16 protein-coding genes are annotated in these 19,151 nt (G+C 63.9%); 7 read left to right on the top strand and 9 right to left on the bottom strand.

Annotated features, from left to right (window positions below):
* Positions 1-22: 22 nt before the first annotated feature.
* On the bottom strand, positions 23-652 hold the full coding sequence (locus D0B32_RS06185) for a nucleoside/nucleotide kinase family protein (protein WP_117332775.1): 630 nt from the start codon (positions 650-652) through the stop codon (positions 23-25).
* 243 nt (positions 653-895) lie between these two features.
* Between D0B32_RS06185 and D0B32_RS06180 the strand changes: the two genes are divergently transcribed.
* Complete coding sequence (locus tag D0B32_RS06180) at positions 896-1,531, top strand: nitrogen fixation protein NifQ (protein ID WP_404935522.1); 636 nt, start codon at positions 896-898, stop codon at positions 1,529-1,531.
* Between the two features lie 29 nt (positions 1,532-1,560).
* On the opposite strand, the gene D0B32_RS06175 is transcribed toward D0B32_RS06180, so the two are convergent.
* From D0B32_RS06175 to D0B32_RS06160, 4 genes are all read right to left on the bottom strand, one after another.
* Positions 1,561-2,631 carry a substrate-binding domain-containing protein gene (locus D0B32_RS06175; RefSeq protein ID WP_117332773.1) on the bottom strand — a complete coding sequence of 357 codons (1,071 nt, stop codon included), beginning with the start codon at positions 2,629-2,631 and terminating at the stop codon, positions 1,561-1,563.
* 48 nt (positions 2,632-2,679) lie between these two features.
* On the bottom strand, positions 2,680-3,918 hold the full coding sequence (locus tag D0B32_RS06170) for an SfnB family sulfur acquisition oxidoreductase (RefSeq protein ID WP_117333482.1): 1,239 nt from the start codon (positions 3,916-3,918) through the stop codon (positions 2,680-2,682).
* A gap of 112 nt (positions 3,919-4,030) precedes the next feature.
* Positions 4,031-5,086, bottom strand: coding sequence for an ABC transporter permease (locus D0B32_RS06165; RefSeq protein ID WP_117332771.1), 1,056 nt, complete (start codon positions 5,084-5,086; stop codon positions 4,031-4,033).
* Positions 5,086-6,591: a sugar ABC transporter ATP-binding protein gene (locus D0B32_RS06160; RefSeq protein WP_117332769.1), complete on the bottom strand. Its 1,506-nt coding sequence runs from the start codon at positions 6,589-6,591 to the stop codon at positions 5,086-5,088. Before D0B32_RS06160 ends, D0B32_RS06165 begins: the two co-directional genes overlap by 1 nt.
* A 383-nt stretch (positions 6,592-6,974) precedes the next feature.
* Between D0B32_RS06160 and D0B32_RS32455 the strand changes: the two genes are divergently transcribed.
* Positions 6,975-7,145, top strand: coding sequence for a hypothetical protein (locus tag D0B32_RS32455; protein WP_181969728.1), 171 nt, complete (start codon positions 6,975-6,977; stop codon positions 7,143-7,145).
* Positions 7,146-7,184: 39 nt separating this feature from the next.
* Here the strand turns inward: D0B32_RS32455 and D0B32_RS06155 are convergent, their stop codons facing one another.
* Entirely contained in the window at positions 7,185-8,075 is an 891-nt protein-coding gene (locus tag D0B32_RS06155) for a LysR family transcriptional regulator (protein WP_117332767.1), read from the bottom strand.
* Between the two features lie 108 nt (positions 8,076-8,183).
* Here D0B32_RS06155 and D0B32_RS06150 point away from each other — a divergent pair, with 108 nt between their 5' ends.
* Entirely contained in the window at positions 8,184-8,651 is a 468-nt protein-coding gene (locus D0B32_RS06150) for a cupin domain-containing protein (protein WP_181969727.1), read from the top strand.
* A gap of 37 nt (positions 8,652-8,688) precedes the next feature.
* Here D0B32_RS06150 and D0B32_RS06145 read toward each other — a convergent pair whose 3' ends face one another.
* Together D0B32_RS06145 and tehA are read right to left on the bottom strand one after the other, a co-directional pair.
* Entirely contained in the window at positions 8,689-9,717 is a 1,029-nt protein-coding gene (locus D0B32_RS06145) for an AraC family transcriptional regulator (protein WP_117332763.1), read from the bottom strand.
* Between the two features lie 56 nt (positions 9,718-9,773).
* Positions 9,774-10,745, bottom strand: a complete 972-nt coding sequence (gene tehA, locus D0B32_RS06140; RefSeq protein WP_117332761.1) for a dicarboxylate transporter/tellurite-resistance protein TehA — start codon at positions 10,743-10,745, stop codon at positions 9,774-9,776.
* A 243-nt stretch (positions 10,746-10,988) separates the two neighbouring features.
* On the opposite strand from tehA, the gene D0B32_RS06135 reads away from it, so the two are divergent.
* The gene (locus D0B32_RS06135; protein WP_117332759.1) at positions 10,989-12,578 is read left to right on the top strand and encodes an FAD-dependent monooxygenase; all 1,590 of its coding nucleotides are present in this window, start codon (positions 10,989-10,991) and stop codon (positions 12,576-12,578) included.
* A gap of 282 nt (positions 12,579-12,860) precedes the next feature.
* Positions 12,861-13,124, top strand: a complete 264-nt coding sequence (locus D0B32_RS06130) for a hypothetical protein (RefSeq protein ID WP_117332758.1) — start codon at positions 12,861-12,863, stop codon at positions 13,122-13,124.
* Between the two features lie 46 nt (positions 13,125-13,170).
* On the opposite strand, the gene D0B32_RS06125 is transcribed toward D0B32_RS06130, so the two are convergent.
* Positions 13,171-14,217, bottom strand: a complete 1,047-nt coding sequence (locus tag D0B32_RS06125) for a LuxR C-terminal-related transcriptional regulator (protein WP_117332756.1) — start codon at positions 14,215-14,217, stop codon at positions 13,171-13,173.
* A 344-nt stretch (positions 14,218-14,561) separates the two neighbouring features.
* On the opposite strand from D0B32_RS06125, the gene D0B32_RS06120 reads away from it, so the two are divergent.
* On the top strand, positions 14,562-17,900 hold the full coding sequence (locus D0B32_RS06120) for an adenylate/guanylate cyclase domain-containing protein (protein WP_181969726.1): 3,339 nt from the start codon (positions 14,562-14,564) through the stop codon (positions 17,898-17,900).
* A gap of 210 nt (positions 17,901-18,110) precedes the next feature.
* On the top strand, positions 18,111-19,142 hold the full coding sequence (locus D0B32_RS06115; protein WP_117332752.1) for a gluconate 2-dehydrogenase subunit 3 family protein: 1,032 nt from the start codon (positions 18,111-18,113) through the stop codon (positions 19,140-19,142).
* The last annotated feature ends 9 nt before the right edge of the window (positions 19,143-19,151 follow it).

Here is a 19,151-nt window from a genome sequence, read left to right as displayed (position 1 = left end):
CCCTGCAGCGACCCGGCGGCGACTAAACCGCCGCGCCGTCTTCGTCGATCACATAATCCGCGCGCGGACGGGTGGACTGGATGAGCCGCGCGTTGACTTCATCCGTGGCTTCTACCCAGTCCCGCGCGGCCTCCGGCGAACGGCCAAAACGCACGTGACGCGCGATCAGGCGTTGACGGCGCACTTCGTCGTCGATATCGACGAACCAGACTTCGTCCAGCAGCGGGCGCACCTTGCTCCAGTGGCCGCGTTCGAGCAGCAGATAGTTGCCCTCGGTGATGACGATGGGCGTGTCGGGTTGTACGGGAATGGCGTTGGCGATCGGCTCCTCGATCTCGCGGCGAAATACCGGCGCATAGACGATCTCATCGGGGCGCTGCGCCCGCAGACGTTGCAGCAAGGCTGCATAGCCCGCGCTGTCGAAGGTATCCTCCGCGCCTTTGCGCGCCGCCCTGCCGAGCCGCGCGAGTTCGACGTTGGCGAGATGGTAGCCGTCCATCGGCACGATCACGGCCTGGGCGCCGAAATGCTCCGCCACGCTTTCGGCCAGCGTCGACTTGCCCGCACCTGGCGCGCCCGTCAGTCCGATCATCACGCGGCCGCCGCGCGCAACCTGCGCGCGGATCCGCGCCAGATGAATTTCGATTGTCATTGTTCGAGTCCAGCAGAATCAATTAGGGGTTAAATGCGTCGCTGACTGCGAGCGTGCCAGCATGACGGCTGGCGCAGGCGCAGTGCAAAGTCATTGAAGCGAATGGTACCCGAGCCGGGAGCGAATGGTCGACATTCGCGGGTAACATAGATGCAAGGGTAGACGTGCGGGTGCGCACGAGCAACCCGGGGCATCGCCCGACGCGCTGCCCCACATCCACAACCGGCGCTGCAGGAGTCAAGCATGAGCGCGAGCAGCAGCACGAACGGGGCAAGCATCGACGCCACCGTCAAACACGCCACGGCCGACGAGTTCGCCTCTTCCAGCCGTGCGCGCGTCGAACAACTGATGCTCAGTTGTCCGGATCAAACTTCATTCGCCGCTCGCCTGTTTGCAAAACTCATCGCCGCACGCGAGGTGCGCGGCGAATTAGCCTTACTGGGTCTGTCGCATGAAGAGTTGCGCGCGCTTTTTCATCGGCATTTCGGGCTTGAAAGCGCTCCTCTCGATGCGACGAGCCAGGCGACCCGCGTGCTTGTGCAGGAACAAGCCGGGTTCGTCGCCGCGTTACGCGCGTTGATTCTGCAGTATGCCAATGCAGCGGTTGACGTTGACGATGCGCGTTGCCTCGCCGGCATCATCGCGCACGCCTGCCTGCGGCCCGATCATCTTTGGCGCGATCTCGGCCTCGCCGGGCGTGACGAAGTCTCCGCGATGCTCGAGCGCTTCTTCCCTGCTCTCGCGGCACGCAATGTCGATAACCTGCGGTGGAAAAGATTTCTTGCCCAGGAGCTTGCCTTGTCGCTGGGCCAAACGCCTGGCCCAGCGCCCGGCTGTCCGGGTTGCGAGGACTACCGGTTTTGTTTTCCGCTGGCGTAAGCCGGAATCGCCTCGCGACGGCGCTTACATCACTCGGCGACGGGAATCCACGGCGCCGTTGCCGCGTCGCTCGAACGGAAGGCCGGGAATTTCGCACCCAGTTCCGCCACGGTCTTGATGTTGTTCTTCACGAGGTCATTGCGCGTGATCAGCGTGGGTTTGACGATGATCGAGTGACCCGGATCCTGGCCGGCCACCAGCAACGCAGCGGTTCGCACCGACACGGCCCCCACCACGGCCGGATTGGTCGCCGCCGTTGCCACCCACGCGCTGTTGGGCGCGCGGATCGCTTCGATATCCGCCGTCGAAATATCCGCGCTGTAGATGCGCACCTTCGACGACAGTTTGGCCTCGTCCGCGGCGAGATTGGCGCCGCGCGCAAACTCGTCGTACGGCGCAAATACCACACGGATATCCGGATGCGCGCGATACACAGCGGCCGCCTGATTCGCCACCGATTGCGCAATCGGATTGTCGACCGTGCCCCAGCGCGCTTTCTCTTCGACCTTCGGATGCGCGCTCTTGAACTCACGCCACACCGCATCACGCCGGTCCAGCGGCGCAAAGCCCGCCACGTACACATAGCCCGCTGAAAACGCGTCGCCGTTGTCCTTCACGGCCTGATCGAGCAGCAAGGCCGCCAGATCGTGATCGCTCTGTTCGATCTGCGGCACTTTCGGATTGGCGAGATCGACGTCGAACGCCACCACCTTGATGCCTTTATCGAGCGCGCGTTGCACGACGTCCTTCAGCGATTCCGGCAAACCGTGATTGACGATGATCGCCGACACGCCGAGGCTGATGGCCTGCTGAATCTGCTCGCGCTCCTCGGCGGCATCCTGACGTCCTTCATAAATACGCAGATCTACCCCTAGCGCTTTGGCCTGCTTTTGCGCGCCGGCTTCATAGGCCTGGAAAAAGTCCCCTTCCGACAAATAATTGATCAGCGCGATTTTCACGCCACCCTTGTCGAATGGTGCCGGTGCACCCTTGAGCGAATCGGCGTGTGCATGCAAGCCGCCCAGCACGGTAGCGGAGAGCACCGTCAGCGCGCCGACGACGCGGCGAACCGAGGCCCTTTGGCGAAGCAGAGATTTCATGTCAGTCTGTCCCAGCAGGTGTGAAGTGAACTGCAACGAGAGCGCGGATTAATTCCACGGATGACGGGCCGGTTTGACGCCGTTCAGATAGTAGTTACCGACGAGGTGATACTTCCAGCGCACAGGGTCGTGCAGCGTGTGCGTGCGCGCGTTGCGCCAGTGGCGGTCGAGTCCGTGCTCGCTGAGCGTGGCTTGCGTGCCCGCGAGTTCGAAGAGCTTTTCGCTGGCGAGCAGCGCAATCTCCGTGGTCAGCACTTTGGCTTCGCCCACTGCCACGGACGCGCGCGCCACGTCGTCTTCGGTCGTTTCGGCTTGCGCCGCTACTGCGTCGATCACGCGAGCTGCGCGTTCGAGCAGTGCTTCAGCCGCATGCAACTGAATGTGCAGATGACCGATCTCGCGCACGGTGAGCGGATCGTCGCTGGCACGCTCAACGCTGCTATCCAACCACGGCCGCGAACGGGTGCGCACGAACGCGAGCGTATCGGCGAGCGCGGCTTTGCCAATACCCGCGTCGATCGCCGCCTGAATGATCTGCGAGATCGGGCCGTTGAGGGTCGGCAAGTCGGATACCTGATGCGCGGGAAACACATGCGAGGCCGGTACGCGCACGTCTTTCAACACCACCGTGCCGCTCGCCGTGGTGCGCTGACCAAAGCCCGACCAGTCGTCGATTACCGTCAGCCCAGGCGTGTCTTTGGGAATGTAGGCGAGCCAACCCTTGCGCCCGGCATCCAGCCCAAGCACCGGCACGAAGTGCGCAAACAATGCGCCGGTCGAATAGAACTTGGTGCCGTTGACCACATACTCGTCGCCATCGCGATCCACACGGGTTTTCAGATCAAGCACGTTTTTCGTGCCCTTTTCCGAAAACCCATTGCCAAAGCGTTTGCCGCTCAGCACCTCGGAGAAGAAGTATTGCTTCTGTTCCTGCGTGCCCGTGAGTGCGATTACGTCGACGAGGCCGAGATGGTTTTGCGGCAACTGCCCGAGCGACGGGTCAGCCGCCGCGATGATCTTGATGACCTCGGTCAACGTCACGAACGACACACCCGCTCCGCCATAGGCCTTCGGCACCGTGATAGCCCACAGTCCCGACTGCGAAAACCACTCGATCTCTTCATGCGGCAGACGCCGTTCGCGGTCGCGCTCGGCCGCGCCCTCGGCGAGCCGCGCCGCCAGTTCGTGTGCCACTTCGATGGCCTGCGCGTCGCTCGTGATAACCCGCGCAGTCCTGGGCTGCGCGCCCTGCGCATGTAATGCGCTTGCCTCATCTGATTCTGCCATCGCCATCTCCAGTTCGATTTTCGATGAGTCAATTTATCAGCGGCGCACGCCCGGACAAACTGACCGATTCGGCAATCCATATTCCTTCGGATGGCAAAACGATTTCAGAAAATCAGTTTCGCACCTCACCACGGCCGCCCACACTGAACGTGAAAGCCAGCGCCAGCACCAGCAGCACGCCTTTGATGAAATCCTGCATGTAGTACGGCGCATTCAGCATCGTCAGACCGTTGAGCAGCACGCCGACGAACACCGCTCCCACCACCGTGCCGAATACGTTGGGCCGTTTGACGCCCCACACTGCGTAGCCCACCAGCGAAGCCGCCACCGCATCGAGCAGCAGCGAATGACCCGCGCTGACATCGCCGCGTCCCACGCGCGCTGCGATCAGCACGCCACCGAGCGAGGCGAGCGTCGCTGAGGCGACGTATGCGGCGATCCGGTAGCGCGCAGTGGGCGCGCCCGCCAGCCGCGCCGCAGTCTCGTTGCCGCCAATGGCGTAAATCACACGTCCCCAGCGGGTCGTTTCCATTACGAACCATGCCAGCGCCGTCAAGACGGCGAGCAGCACGACCGGCAACGGCACGACGTCGAACAGACGCAAACGGCCGAGCGCAAGAAACGCATCGGGAAAGATGCCGCTCGCTTCCGTGCCGTCCGGCATGATCGTGCCGGTGGCGAGCGAGCGGCCTCCGGTGGGAATCAGTTGCAGACCTGCGAGCAGGAACAGGGTGCCGAGCGTGGCAAGCTGATCGGGTACCCGCAGGCGGGTGATCAGGAGTCCGTTGAATAGTCCTGCCGCCACGCCGAGCGTAACGCAAGCGGCCACTGCCGCCAGCGCGCTGCCGTGCCAGACGACCAGCACATAGCTCGCGGCCATCTGGGCCGTCGCCGCCACGCTGCCCACCGAAAGATCGAAGCCGCCCGCTGCCAGTGTGATGGTCACGCCGATCCCGAGCAGCGCGACAATCGAAACCGCCTGCAGAATGCTGAAGAGATTGTCGACGTTGAGAAACGCGGGTTCCTTGATGGCGAACACGGCGACGAGCACCGCCAGCACGACGACGATCCCCGTGCGTTCGAGATGCTCGCGCACCCGGCGTGAAGTGACCCGTGGATGCTGGCTCGCGGCTACGTCGGGAGCGATGGAAGGTGTGCCGGATTTCATCACGATGCGAGAAGAGTGTGAGGGGAAAGGGACGAACCATTGAGCGTGGCCCGATCGAAATGAATCACGCGGTCCGCGATCTCGAAGGCTTCCTCGAGGTCGCTGACGAACACCAGGGTGGCGCGTTCAGGCGCATGACGCCGCAAGGTATCCACGATATCCGCACGCGCGCCGGCGTCGACACCCTGAAACGGCTCATCGAGCAGCAGCAGACGCGCGCGCTCCGCATGCCAGCGCGCCAGCACCACTTTCTGCTGATTGCCGCCAGACAGACGCGTGAGCCGGTCAGCCGGATCCGTGCAACGGATGCCAAAGCGCGCAATCGCATCACGCGCGGCTTCATGCTCCTCGCGGCGGCGCACCGTGCCGCCTGCGAACCAGCGCGGCAAAAAAGGAAAGCTGAGCGTGCCGGCAATGGAAGCGAACGGCACGCTGTCGGGAAAGAGCGAGGTCCGCCAGCGGTCCTCTCCCGCGAGGAACACGCCGGCACGGATCGCGTCTGCCGGCGAGCGCGGGCGCCAGGGCCGGCCGTCCAGCGTCATGGCTCCGCTGACGGCCTGCGTCGCCCCGAAGATCGCGCGCGCGAGGCGCGATTTGCCGCCACCCACCGGACCGGCGATAGCGACGATCTCGCCGCGCCGCACGTCCAGATCGAACGGCATGCTCGCGGGTGTGAGTTGCAGGTCGCGCAGGCTGAAATACGGTGCCTGCGACGCCGCTTCCGCTAAATCTCCTGAAGACCATGTTGGCAACGGCTTGCGCTGCTTCGGCAGGGGCCGCCCGATCATCGTTTCGATGGCGTGATCGAAGTCGATGGGCGGCTTCAGATCGGCCACGAGGCGGCCATCGCGCACGATCGTCACGCGATCCGCGATACGGCGCAAATCGCCGAGCCGATGCGACACCAGCAGGATCGCCACGCCCTCCTCGCGCAACCGGTCGAGCAGCGCGAACAGACGTTCCGCTTCGGGCGCCGACAGACTCGCCGTGGGTTCGTCGAGGATCAGCAGTTTGGGAAGCGTGGCGAGCGCGCGCGCGAGCGTCACGAGTTGCTGGTTGGCGAGCGACAGCGAACCGAGCGGCGCGGCCAGATCCACCTCGAGGCCGACTTTCTGCGCGAGGGGCCGGGCGGCTGCCAGACGCGCCGCCGGCGACACGCGCCATGACGATGCGGGGTCGCACAAACGGTCGAGCAGCAGATTGTCGGCAATCGAAAGCGTGGGTACAACCGCGTCCGCGACGGACTGATGGACCGTCGCGACACCGAGCTGCTTCGCGGCCTGCGTCGAAGCAGGCCGGTAAGGCTCGCCGCAGAATGTCAGCGAGCCGCCGTCGGGCGCATAGACGCCGCTCAGGATCTTCACGAAGGTAGACTTGCCCGCGCCGTTGGCGCCCATCAACGCGACCACTTCGCCGCGTTCAATGGAGAGATCGAAGCTGGCGAGAGCCGTGGTGGCACCGAAGGAGCGGGAAACAGCGACGGCTTTCAGAACAGGCGATGGCATCGGAGTAGTGGCGCAAGCCGCCTTGCATGGCACAGCGGGCCATCCTAGCGCCCCGCCTGCGCACTGCCAACGAAGCGTTGTTCATATCGTTAGGTGCGCGCGTACACATGGAAGAAATTGCCACTACCCGGCAAACAGTAACGCACGCGTTCCGCTGGCGAAAAGCATGTCACGCGTGACTTCGCCTGGTTCACGCCGCTTCAGCCTGCTTCTATGCCGCGAGTGGCATGCCTTTATATCCGCCACGCTGTCCAGGCGCGAATTCTGCTTGAACAGAAACCGGCTGTTCACTCGCGCCAGACCGCTGGCCCGACGGCGGCACCGGGATGAAGCGTCGTATCGCAGGCAACCCGTCGCCGAAGTCGACCATAAAGGAGAAAACAATGACCCTGGTCATCTATCTAGTTGGATGGATCATTCTGATTGGCGGCGTCTGCTGGGCGCTCGTCGCCATGCACGTCTCGCAGCACACCATCGAAATCGTCGCCGTGATCATGCTCGGCCTCGCCATCATCACGGGCGCGACCCGCACGCGCAATCGCGACCGGTCGTAGGGTTCGCTGCCGCGTGGAGCGGCGCGGCGCAAGCGCACGTTAACGGCTGCCTTGCGCCGCCAGTTCATCGATCAAGGCACGCACGCGCGCCGGCATCATGCGCGTGCCGGGCACCAGCACGTTCACCGGTAACGGCGCAGGCCGGCAGGCGGGCAGCAATTCGATGAGACGTCCCTCGCGAATGTGATGCTCCACCATGTGCTCGAGCACCTGCGCGATACCCGTTCCCGCCAGCACGGCTTCGACCATGGCATCGCCGTGGCTGCTCGAGAAACGCGCGGGCGGCCGCAGTTGAACCGGCTCGCCGTTCTCCACCAGTTCCAACGGACGCGCGCGGCCCGAGGTGGGCATGCGAAAGGCGATGACGGGATGCGCCTCGATATCGGTGACCGTGCGTAACTTGCCATGACGTTTGATGTACTGCGGCGTCGCGCATAGCATCAGATGCTGTTGATCGAATTGCCGCGCCACCAACGCTGAATCTTCGTTGTGGCCAATCCGGATCACGGCATCCAGACCCTCCTGTACGAGATTCACGCGTTCATCGCTCAGGCGCATTTCAACGTCGAGCGAGGGATGCTGTGCCAGCAGGCGGCTAAGCACCGGCACGATCCTGCGCGTGCCATAACCGATTGGCGCGCCCACACGCAGCGTGCCAGCCGGGCCCGCATCGCCGCCTGTGACGAGCGTCTCCAGCGCGTTGATTTCTTCGAGGAGCGACGCGCAGCGCTCGAACAGCCGCGCGCCTTCTTCCGTGAGACGCAGCGAACGCGTGGTGCGATGGAAGAGCCGCGTCCCCAGATCGCTTTCGAGCCGCGCCACGCTCTTGGCCACGGACGACGGCGCGAGGCCGAGTTCGCGCGCAGCCGCGGCGAAGCTGCCGTTCCTGGCCACTGCGGCGAAACTCAGGAACTGGTTGAGGTTTTTCATGTTCGATTCACGATATTGTGTCGTCAGTCAAACGACATGAGCGTTATTTTTCCCGAAGGGCAGCCGCACTATAGTGGCCTCTCACATAGCCTGCTCTTCGAGGAAACCATGTTCGTACTGAATACCGATGCACCTGAGTACAACTTCGCGGGCACCCGCGTTCGTCTGTTGATGTCCGGCCAGCAGACCGGTGAGACGTTCTGCATGATGGAGATGTTTAGTCCGCCCGGCAAGGGCACGCCGCTGCATGCCCACTCGCGCGAAGAAGAAACGATCACGATGCTCGAAGGTACGCTCGATGTGCTGATCGAAGGCGAGACGGTAAAGCTGCACGCCGGCGACACCCTGCTCGTGCCGCGCAACGTGCCGCACAGACTCGCCAACACGGGCGAGGTGCTGTCGCGCTACCTGGTTGTGTGCACACCGGCCGGCTTCGACGGCTTCGTTGGCGATTGCGCCGACGCCCAGACAGGTCCCATTACAGCAACCCCGCCGCGCCCCGAAGACATCGCCCGCATGCGTGAGGCCGCGCCGCGCTTCGGCATTTCGCTGATGCCGATGCCGCAACCCAGCTAATCATCAGGTTTGCTAAAGAAATAGCAGCACGGCTTGCCTAGCCGTCCTGCTGCGCATCGATCTTGCCGCCCAGGCTTCGATACCGCGATGGCGTCACGCCGATCAGCCGCTTGAATACGCGCTGAAACGCCGCGTTGGATTGATAGCCCACCATCTCGCCGATTTCCGGAATGCCCAGTGACGACTCGGTGAGCTGGTGACCCGCCAGCGTCATGCGAATGTCGGTGAGCATGTCGGTTGCGGAGCGTCCAATCACGTCCTGGAACTGGCGCACGAAGGTGGCACGCGACATGTTGCAGAGCGCCGCGAGTTGATCGAGTGTCCACGGTTTCTCCGGCGCGTCGAACATCGCGGAGACCGCCGGCTGCAGGCGTGGCCGTGCGGCGAGCGCCAGCAAGCCGTGCGGCGGCGCGGTGCCGGTGCTCGCGAAGCGCAACGTCAAGGCGAATAGCGCCGCGGACAGATGGCTCACCAGCGCGGTACTGCCGGGGCCTTCGTCCACGGACTCTTCGCGCATCAAACCAACCAGCCGCGCCAGCCGTGTGCCGGTGAGCGCGTCCGCGCTTTTGTCGTGGCTGTCTTCCGCGCTGCTGTGGTCAGCGCCGTTGCCGCCACCACCGCTCGCCCCATTCGCGCCCGCATCGCCGGGCTGGGCGCTGCGTACGACGAGACGCCCCGGCAAATGCTCACGCAACAGCCGGTCGGGCACCGCGCCGATCAGAAACCGTCCGCACAGAATATCGGCGCGTGGCCCGGACCCTTCGTTCTCCTTGACCATCAGCGCAACCTCGCGCCGTTCCGCTGCGGGCACGGGCGATCGCCCGCTGCCATCGTGAATCCGATGCGCGCTGCCCGTCGGAAAGAGCACGATGTCCCCTGCTCTCAGTTGCTCAGTGGGACCCCCGCCGTATTCCAGCACTGCCTGACCGGATAGCAGCACATGATAGGGAATCTCGCGCACGGCGGCTTTGCCATGATCGATTTCCCACGGCGCGCCGAAGTGGCAGCGCACGTCCAGACGGCCGCTGACGGGGATGAGAGACAGCACACGACTAAGCAAATCCATAAGGGCCGGTTGAATGGAATCTTGTGTAGGGTGACGCGTCGAACGCTCACGTCATGTCACTTCATGAACAGCTTGCCGAGCACGAGCAGCCGCAGCGTCGCGAGAAAGAGAACGGCGATCGCGAAGTTGAGCAGCACGAAGAGCGGCAATGCCAGCACATCCACCAGCGGATGCGCATGCACGCTGGCGGCGTGCATGCTGGCGAGCACGAATGCCGTCGCGCCGAAGCTGAACGCCCAGTACGAAGGCGCAAAGCCCGTCTCCATGAACCACGGCAGCAAACGCACCAGCAAAAGCAATTGCAGCGCAGCGTAACCGAAGAACGCCAGAAACACCATGTCGATGCTGTTGTGCGTTAGCGAAACATAGGCAATCGACGCCACCGCCGGCGGCGCAAGCTGAATGCCCAGCGTCGGCCGGATTGCGGGCGCGAGCGGCTCGGCCGTGTAAAGCCGGTTGATGATGACCGACTCCAGCGCGAACCATGAAAAGAGCCCGGCGCCGAAAAACAGCCTGGCGGCGTCCACGTAGCCCAACGAACTCAGTGCGATGGCGGAGACGAAATTACCGGCGACGGTCGGCAAATACATCACGGCGGTCGTATCTTCCAGCTTGCGGCCGCCGCGTAACAGCGCGCCAGAGCGGTAGGTCGAGAAGCCCAGTTGCGCGGCGGCGCCCAGCATCACGAGCATCGTCCCCAGCGCCTCGTTCCACGTGGCGAACCACGCACCCACCAGCACCGTGGAGACCGGCAAGAGGCCGATGAAACAGCATTGAACGGGATGGGCGAACTCGGTGAGCGCGTCGTCGCGGTCGCGCCACCACTTCGCTGCATAGCCGACGAGCAGGAACAGCCACAACACAGCGGTCAGCGCGAACAACGCGTCGCCGATCCGCTCGTCCACGCCCCACACGACATGCGCGTAACGCCAGCAATTGCTAAAGCCTGCCATTCCCAGGACGATTCCAAACGACGACGCCGGAATCGAAAAGTGCCGCACCTGCGGCGACACTGAAGCAGTGGACATGATGGCCTCCGCAGTTTGTCGTGGATCGGGTGGGACCGGGCCGCCCGGCGAGACGCCTCCACACTAGCGAACTCATTGTCGTCCGGCAACCGGAAGATAATCAGCATCCCATAGTTTGGTCGCATGTCTCTCGCGTCATCTTTGAGCTTGCGTTCCGCGCCGATGCTGACCAGGCTAGAAGTATTCCGCGCGGCCGTGGTGCACCGCCGCACCGGCGCGCATCACTTTTACGAGGAGTGAGTCATGAATCAGCACGCCCCCGTTTTGATCGTCGGCGCTGGGCCGACCGGCTTGACGCTGGCGTTGACACTGCGCGGTTACGGCATCCCGGCGCGGGTGATCGACAAACTGGACAAACCCGCGGATCTCTCGAAGGCGCTCGCCGTGTGGCCAGCAAGCCTCGAGGTGTTGAGCAGCCTTGGGGTTGGCGCTGCGTTCGAACGGGAAGCGGCCGCGTTGAACGCCGTGGTGTTCGGTGACGGTGCGCGGCGGCTCGCACGCATCTCCATGCAGGACGGCATCGACAGCGCTCATCCAAATCCCGTGTTGCTGCCGCAATCCCAGACCGAAGCCATTCTCACTGCGCGCTACCTCGAGATGGGTGGCGTGATCGAGCGCGGCGTCGAACTCACCGCGCTAAACGACGCCAACGGTACGAGCGACGTCGTCACGGTAACGCTCAAGCATGCCAACGGCGCAAGCGAGACTGCCACCGCGGCTTGGCTGATCGGCGCGGACGGCGCACGCAGCGCGGTACGGCACGCACTGAACATCGACTTCGAGGGCGACACCGAAACCGACCTGTACCTGCTCGGTGACGTGCGCATCGAAGGCGCCGAACTCGATCGGCACAGCATTCATATCTGGTGGCACGACGGCGGCACAGTCGCGCTGTTTCCGTTTGCACATGACGTGTGGCGCATCATCGCCCGGCGCGTCGGCGACGATGCGGCATCACTCAAGGACAAGCCACCCACCCTCGACGAACTGCAGCAGAAAATCACGCGCCACGGGCCGCCGGGTGCAACACTCTCTGATCCTGGCTGGCTCTCGACGTTCGGCATCAACGAACGGCTCGCGACGCGTTATCGCGTGGGCCGCGTATTTCTGGCTGGTGACGCTGCGCACATTCACAGTCCCGCCGGTGGCCAGGGCATGAACACCGGCATCCAGGACGCCGCCAATCTCGGCTGGAAGCTTGCATACGTGCTGCAAGGCCGCGGCGATGCTGCCACGCTGCTCGACAGCTACGAAGCCGAACGGCGCCCCGTGGCGCGCCACGTAATCGACAATGCGGCGCGGCTGCTGCATGTGGGCATGGCGCCGCATCCATTTGCACGTCTCGCGCGCGACGCCGCCGTTTCCGTGCTCGACCACGTCCCTGCATTGCAGGAACGTTTGCGAACCGAAATGGCGGAGACCGACATCACCTATCACGATGGTCCCCTGCTCGCGCTCGCCGGCGTCTCGGGGCATCAGACGCGTGGCTTGCCCGGCACCCGCGCGCTCGATCTGCGCTGGACCGACACGTTAGAGGGAGAAACGCGTACGTTGTGGCCGATGCTGGATGCGCGCCACACCTTGATCGTGTTTGCCGACAACGACACGTCGCGCGCTGCAACGCTGGTTGCACCGTTCGACGACGCCGTGCAGGTCGTGACGCTCGCGGCCGCCAGCGACCCTTCCGGCGAAGCGCGCCGGCGCTACGGTTTCAGCGACGCCGGCTGGGTGTTGATACGCCCTGACCAGGTCGTTGCCGCGCGCGGCGAGCCCACCCATCTGAGCGCGCTCGAACGCTATCTGAAAGACGTGATCGGCTTGCGCGTGCATTGAACGAAATCATCCCGCGTGCAGCACTTTGTATTCAGACGTTGATGATCGCTGCACGCGTAGTCATCTTGCCGCTGAGTATCACCTAAGTGATATAGGCAAGCGCGCGCACGAAAACCATACTCGGTTAATCCTGCCGCGTGCTCAACATTCCACTCCTGCCTCGCGATCCCACTCGACATCGCAAGACAGCGCGACAGGTCGTCCTGGTGGACGCGGTTCGCGCGTTTGCTTTTTGTAATTCGCAGCTTGCTGTTGCGTCAAGATGATCTAAAGGAGGTCCGCATGAAAACCATTTCACTCGTTGCTGGAGGACTGCTCTGCGCCTGCGTCTGGCACGCCAATGCACAAGACAATCCCGCCGGCACGACCACCACCGCGCAGGCCGGCGCCGTCACTTCGGAAGGGCCGGACGTTGCGGCCACTTCCATGTCGGGCGGTCCTGCCATGATGCATGGAAAAACGCGCGCGGAAGTCTATCAAGAGCTCGTACGTTCGCAGCAGGATGGTGAAGCCGCGCGCATCCAGGAACTCTACAAGGGCAACTGAATTCGCTCATGCAGCGGCGGGCGGCGGCAGTGTCGACAAAGCGCGCTTACATCCTTGTACGCGATTTGTCAGCCTCGAGCCGCCGCGTGATGAGACGGATCAGATAGGTCGCAAACTCGGGGTCCTGGTAATACATCCGCATCGCGTCGGTCGCCGAGACCACCAGCAATTCGCAGTCGCTCTTGCAACGCGCCGTACAGGTACGGCGATGGTCCGGCGAAAACAGGCCAATCTCTCCGAGTATCGTGCCCGCCCCGACTTCCACACCGATTTCCTGCAGGCCGATGGTCCCGCGCATGATGTAGTAAAGCGCGTCGCTCGGCGCGTCCTTGTGGAACAACACATCACCGCGTCTAAAGTGGCTCGGCGACAAGTGCGAAAGCAGACGCCTGATGGTGAGTTGCGCATCGAGCGCATGATGAAGCTGCGCATCGCCCACCTTTTCCAGCCGTGCTGCCGCGATGCTTGCCTGACCACGGCTGCCCACCTTCAGCGCCTTGTACACGGTATACAGATGCACCTTGACGGTGCCTTCCGCAATGTTGAGCTGACGCGCAATCGACTTGTTCGATTCTCCGCGCGCGGCCAGCGCCAGCACTTCGATCTGGCGCGGCGTGAGCACACAGGCGTTGTTGCCAGCGCCAGCGCCAGTGCCGCTGGCAGGACGTGAGGCTCCATGCGCTGCGGACGGTGAACCGATGGTGTTGGTGAAGGTGAGCAACGCGGGCGGCAGATAGGTCGCCCCCGCCTGCACGACCCGCAACGCGCTGGTGAGCGCGCTGGCCGGTTCCGACTTGTCGAAGCAACCTGTCACGCCCACGGCGATGAACGCGTCGATCGTCGCTTGATCGATCTTCGTCAGCAGCGCGAGCACGGGCAGGCGCGGCATGACGCGACGCAACGCACCCGCGGCACCGAGCGATTCGCCCTGCTGATCGCCATCTATGACGAGCAGGTCCGCGCCCGTTTCGCTTTCGGGCGCGTCGGTCCCGTAGTCGAAGCATTTCACTTCGGTGTGCGCCTCCAGTTCACCGAGCAGACGCGCAACGCCTTCACGAAACAATCCCGGCGGCGCGACGAAAATAATCAGCATGGGCCTCACTTGTTTCGCAATGTTGGATACGCAGGCACTCACGGCGCGCGTTTCGTACGACGATTGGGGTAGGTGCCTCGGGCCGGATTTCGCGGCTGTCCGCTGACGCAACGCTATTCGTTATACATCACACTTAAGGAACGCCAATTAAATCGTAATGCAACACGAAGCCGTGTTTAGCGCTATCGTAAACATATTACGAGAGCGATCCGGCCCCACTCCTGAGTGCAGGGCGCCGGCTCGTTGCGTAGAGAATGACGGCACTGAGGCAACGTCCTCCCTTTCATAACCCCGCCGCTTCGCTACGCGAGTTCATCGTCCGAGCCCGACAGCGAGCCCGAAACATGAAATGTGCCTTGTGTCATCACGAGTGCCCGGCAACCGCCAAGTTTTGCGAAGAATGCGGTGCGGGTCTCACGAGTCAGCCGCTCGCGGATGATGGCACGCCCGCGCCCGGCCCCACGCCGCCCTCCGCTGCGGCGCTGGACGCTGAGCACCTGAAGCACGCCGAACCTGAAGTCCGTGGCGTCCATACGACACGGCAGGCCGCGCCCGTGTTCGAGGACCGCCGCCAGGTCACCGTGCTGTTCGTGGACATTTCCGGCTTCACCGCGCTGTGTGCGCGCAGCGATCCCGAACAGGTTCGGGACATGCTGCGGCGCTTCTATACGACGATGGAAACGGTGGTCGCGCGCTACGGCGGGCAGGTGTTCGACCGCATCGGCGACGCGGTGATGGCCGTGTTCGGCGCGCCGGTGGCGCATGGCAACGACCCTGAGCGGGCGTTGCGGGCCGCGCTCGACATGCACGAGGCCGCGGCGGAGGTGCCGGACTGTCATGCGCAACCGTTGCGCCTGCACGTCGGCGTGGCGCGCGGCGAAGTCGTGGCGGGTGTGATTGGCGGCGACAGCGCCGAGAGTGGTGCCCACTACTCGATCACCGGCGACACGGTCAATCTCGCGGCGCGTCTGCAAAGCCTGGCCACAGCGGGCGAAACGCTGATTTCGGATGACCTGTACCGCTCGGCATCGACGCTGATCGAGGTCGACGCGCACGGCGCGCACGACGTCAAAGGCCTGCCCTCGCCCGTGCAGGTGTGGCGGGTACGCAGTCTGCGGCCCGCCGCGCGTGCCTTGTCGCCGTTCGTCGGACGTCAGGCGGAATTCGCGCGGATCGTCGCGGCGCTCGCTGCGCTGTCGCAGAGCGGCAGCGGCGTCACCATCCTGATTCGCGGCCAGGCCGGCATCGGCAAATCGCGCCTCGTCACCGAAGTGCGCGAGCGCGCCGCCGCGGAAGGCTTCGCCGTGCCGATCGCGCAGGTGCTGGACTTCGGCGTGGCGCGAGGCAAAGGCGCCGTGCCGGCCTTGCTCAAAACCGCGCTCGGCGTTGTGCCGGATGACGAGGCGGCCTGTCGTCTCGCGTTGCGCCAGGCACACGAGCGGGGCGTAATCGTCGGCCAGGAGGGCCTGTTTCTCGCGTCGCTGCTGGAGCTGAGCCTGTCGGCGGCGGAGATTGCCGTCTACAACGCCATCGACAACGCCACCCGCTCCCGCCGTGAAACGGAGGCGCTCGTCGCCGTGCTGCGGCGGGTCGCCCGAATCCGTCCCATGCTGTTGACGGTGGAAGACGTGCACTGGGCCTCGGCCGAATTTTTGCGGCAGTTACAGGCCATCGCGCGCAGCGTGGCGGACACACCGCTCATCCTGCTGATGACCTCGCGCGTGGAAGACGACCCGCTCGACGCCGCGTGGCGTGCCGCGCTAAACGCGCCACCGCCGGTCGAGTTGATGACGCTCGATCTGGGCCCGCTGCGGCCACACGAAGCCGCCGCGCTGGCTGACACGTGGACGGATATCGAAGTGGAGATCGCCCAGCAATGCGTCGCGCGGGCCGACGGCAATCCCCTGTTCCTCGAACAGTTGCTGCGTTCGCCTCAGGCGTGCGAACTGACGGCCGTCCCGCCCACCGTGCAGAGCCTCGTGCTCGAACGCATGGACCGGCTCGCACCGCCCCAGCGCATGGCGCTGCAGGCTGCATCGGTGCTGGGCAAGCGTTTCGCGGCCAACGCGTTGCGCACCCTCACCGGCGAGCCGGAGGATCACTGCGACGTGCTCACCACGGCGGACCTGATCCGTCCGGACGGCGAGGCGTTCCAGTTCACCCACGCGCTGATTCAGGAAGCCATTTACGCGTCGATTCTCAAGAGCCGCCGCAGCGTGCTGCACAGGCAGGTGGCGCAATGGGTGGGCGACAGCGATCCCGTGCTGCGCGCCGAACACCTGGATCGCGCCAACGATCCCGATGCCGCCGCGGCGTATCTCTCAGCCGCGCGCTTCGAAACGCGGCGCTTTCGCATCGACGCGGCCATGCTGCTCGTGCAACGCGGCATCACGCTCGCCGCAGAACCCGGTGTGAAATGCGAGCTGACCTTGTTGTTTGCCGAACTGCTGCGCGAAGCAGGCCGTTCTGCGGATTCGATCGACACCTATCGCACCGCGCTCGATCTCGCCGCCAGCGACCTGCAACGTTGCCATGCGCAGATGGGCGTCGCCGCGGGCTGCCGTGTGACAGGCAACTTTACCGAAGCCATCGACGCGCTGGCTGAAGCGCAGGCCATCGCCGACCGGCTCGAACTGGACGTGGAGTGCTCGCAGATCCACAACACGCGCGGCAACATGTACTACGCACGCGGCGACGCGCCCGCCTGCGAGGTCGAACACACGCTCGCGCTGCAACACGCCAAACTGAGCGGCGACGCAGAATGCGAAGTCCGCGCCTTGAGCGGTCTCGGCGACGCGCAACTGGAACTGGGCCATCTGCGCCAGGCGCTCGAATCGTTTCGCCGTTGCGTGGCACTGTGTACGCAGCAGGAACGCATTGCGCTGGAAATTCCCAACCGCTGCATGCTCGGCCACTGCCTGCGCTACGACGCGCAACTCGGCGATGCATCATCCGAAGTGCGGCGCGCGTGGCTCGACGCACAGCGCGTGGGTCTGGTGCCAGCCCAGGTATTCGCATTGATGACGCTGGCCACCGTGCTGATCGACGCGGGCCAGTTCGATGAGGCCGAACCCGCGTGTGTCGACGGCATTGCGCTGGCGCGACGCTCGGGCGCGCGCCGTTTCGAATCGTCGCTGCGGCTCTCGCTGGCGGATCTACGGCTACGGCAGGGGCGCCGTCAGGAAGCGCGACTCGAACTCGACGCGGCCCTTACCCTCGCCCGCGAAACCGGCATGGGATTCGCCGGCGCGGCCACCTATGGAATGATGGCGCGCGCGGCCACCGACCCCATCGAACGCGCGCGCGCCTTGCACGACGGCGAAGCGCTACTGGTGCATCCCTGTCTGGCGCGCTCCGTTTTGCGTTTCCACGTGAGTGCGATCGAAGCCTGTATCGACGCAGCCGAATGGGACAGCGTGCTGCGCTACTGCGCGTCGCTGGAAACGTTCACGCATGACGAGCCATTCCCGTGGGCGATGCTGCTGATCGAACGTGCCCGCGCACTGCGCGAGCTTGCCGTGGGTCAGGATCGGCTCATGGCCACGCAGCGTCTGCAACGTGTGCGGCAGGATATCGCCGACGCGCAATTCGGTTCGGCACTGGGCGCGATCGACAGCGCATTGGCCGCGTTCCCGTCAGCCGCATTTGCACCGCATGCGCCGGAGAACCGCGTTGCTCCTTGATATTGAGGCAATCGTCATCTAGATTAAGCTGTGGCTTTAAATTGCGGCCGCGTGTTTCGTTTATGTGTTGTACCCGCGTGTTGCGGCATCGAGGCCACGATGATCCACGCAATACGCTGCCTGTTTTATTGAGTCCGTTAGTCCAGCCGGTGTAAATCACCCAATCGTCCATGCAGTTGACTCACTTCACTGTGCAGGTGGAGGTGCGAATTGCAAGCAGACCCGCTGGATCACACCCACGTCCTGAACTTCACCGCGAAGTATCTTTCGCGTGGGAGCACGTCGTCGGGATTTAGCGAAGCATGGCGTTTTCCGATTATCGAAAGTACGCGCCTTACTGACGTCACGGCTGCGCAACATGCGCTCAATCAGGTGACCTTTGTATGGCGCGCCGCGGATCGCGACGACGAACGGCATGTGACTGTGGTCGGGAATTTCGACAACCTGTGGGATTCGACGCTGCTCGAACCCGTGATGTTCGACAAGCGCCGCACGTTCTATCGTGCCGCGACCGTGCGCGTGCCAAGCGGCCGTTCGTACCTCTACAAGTTCATGGTGGACGGTCAACCCGTGCTGGACCCGATCAATCCACAACGCGTGCTGCTCGACACCGGCGCGCAATGGTCACGCTTTTTCACCAACTACTGTGCCGTGCCGGTGAGCCTCGAAGGCTGGGAGATTTCCATTCTCGCGCGCCTCACCAATGAAATTCTGCCCTTCACCGAAGGCGCCGCGCAGAAATTCATGGACAACTATTACTACAACGCCGACAACGCGACGCGGCAGAGCGCGTATCGGCTCGAACAGCCTGTGGGCGCCGTCAATTTCATCGACAACATTCTCGCGCGCGAGGAGCATCATCGGCTGGTCGACTACAAGATCTGTCTTGCGCAGATCGATGCGGTGCTCAGAAAACGCTACCCGTCGCTCGCGCCGTCGCAGGTCGGCTCGGACGGCTACCAGCAGTTATACGCACAGATGTCGGCAGGCATTGTGCCCGACTGGGACACTTCGGCCTATCAGAATCCCCGCTTCTTTCTGCAGCTGCTGCGCCGACACACCTTTTGCGGCGCGTTCTCGCATCCGAAATACGGCGGCAACGTAGGCGGCGCAGGCTGGGCCTATCTGGAGGACACTTTTCGCGATCAGGCCAAACCCGACGGCACGCGCGGCGAAAACTGCTTTCACTGGCGCGAGGCCATTGAACGGCCGCTTGGCGATAACCTCGAGTATTTCGGTTGACTGTTCCGG

It is taken from the genome of Paraburkholderia sp. DHOC27 (genome assembly GCF_003429005.1).
In the GTDB taxonomy this organism is placed as follows: domain Bacteria; phylum Pseudomonadota; class Gammaproteobacteria; order Burkholderiales; family Burkholderiaceae; genus Paraburkholderia.
This window is presented reverse-complemented; position numbering and strand designations above follow the sequence as displayed.